Annotated in this window: 2 protein-coding genes; both read right to left on the bottom strand. The window is 49.0% G+C overall.

Annotation, left to right across the window (positions count from 1 at the left end):
- On the bottom strand, window positions 1–704 hold a 704-nt coding region (locus T472_RS06280), incomplete at its 3' end, for a DDE-type integrase/transposase/recombinase (protein ID WP_023863431.1).
- The coding region (locus T472_RS06285) for a transposase (RefSeq protein WP_023863432.1) at window positions 701–1,205 on the bottom strand (505 nt) is incomplete at its 5' end. The genes T472_RS06285 and T472_RS06280, both read right to left, overlap by 4 nt.

Here is a 1,205-nt window from a genome sequence, read left to right on the forward strand (position 1 = left end):
GATGGCGTTATGCCCAAGCTGTAGGGCGTTTCGAGCATGGTAGCACCCTTCATAGGACTTCCGTTATCTGAGTGAAGCACAAGAGGCTTCCTACGCAGCCCAATCTTCTCAGATATAATGCCACGCCTTACCAGCTGGCTGGCGTGTTCAGCTGATTCCTTTGACCATACCTCCCAAGCCACTATCTTCCTGCTGAAAAGGTCTGAGAATAGATACAGGTAATAGAACATACCCTTTACCGGGCCGTTCAAATATGTGATATCCCACATCCAGACCTGATTTGGTCCGGTTGCACAATGGCTTGATATTGGTCGTGGGTTGCGCTCTGCTGTCCTGCCCCTATGGTGTTGCATAGCCTTTTCCCTTAGAACTCGGTAGAAGGTAGACTCAGAAGCTATATAGATTCCCTGGTCAGCCAGTGTAGGAACAATCTCACAAGGTGAAGAGCTTCGGAATTCAGGTTGGTTTACCACCTCAATGATTTCCATTCGTTCCTCTTCTGTAAGCTTGTTTGCAGGCTCAGGACGCTCTGCAGTCTGTCTTCGGTCAATGTAGCCACCTGTTTCCCTGCATAGCCTAATCCAGCGGTAATAGGTGCGTTCAGTGATTCCGACCTCCTCACAGGCTTTTGACAGTAGCGCTCCACCAGTGACGGCCTCATTGATTAACACAATTGCCTTGCTGCGATCTGAGACGTTAATCATTCTTCCTCGTCGTCCATCAAGTTTCCCCAAATCGCATTGGCTTTTTTTCTCAGTATCAGCAGCGCCGCAGTTTCAGCCAGAGCCTTCTCTTTTCGAATAAGCTCCTTCTCCAGAAGCTTTACCTCCTTGTCCTTCTGCTTCAGTGCTTTGGTGAGCCGAGAAGCTTCCTGGGCAACACCGCCGTTAGCTTGCATGCAAGCATTCTTCCAGAGTTCTATCTGCTCCGCATACAGGCCCTTCTTGCGACAGTATTCAGCAAGTTCGGTTTCGGAAAGTCCTGCTGTCTCTATAACTATGAGGAACTTATCCTCTGTACTCCATTCGTCAGATCCAGCATTGCTTGCAGGTGCAGCTTTCCCATTTGCCCTGGCACCATCTCTCCATTTCCTGAGCGTAGCTTCTGGTATCCCTTCCTGCTTGGATATCCTGGATATGGACTGGTTGTTTGGTGGGAGCATCTTTGCAACCATTGCATCCCTTAACTCTTTACTATATGCCATT

Source organism: Youngiibacter fragilis 232.1 (assembly GCF_000495435.3).
GTDB lineage: Bacteria > Bacillota > Clostridia > Clostridiales > Clostridiaceae > Youngiibacter > Youngiibacter fragilis.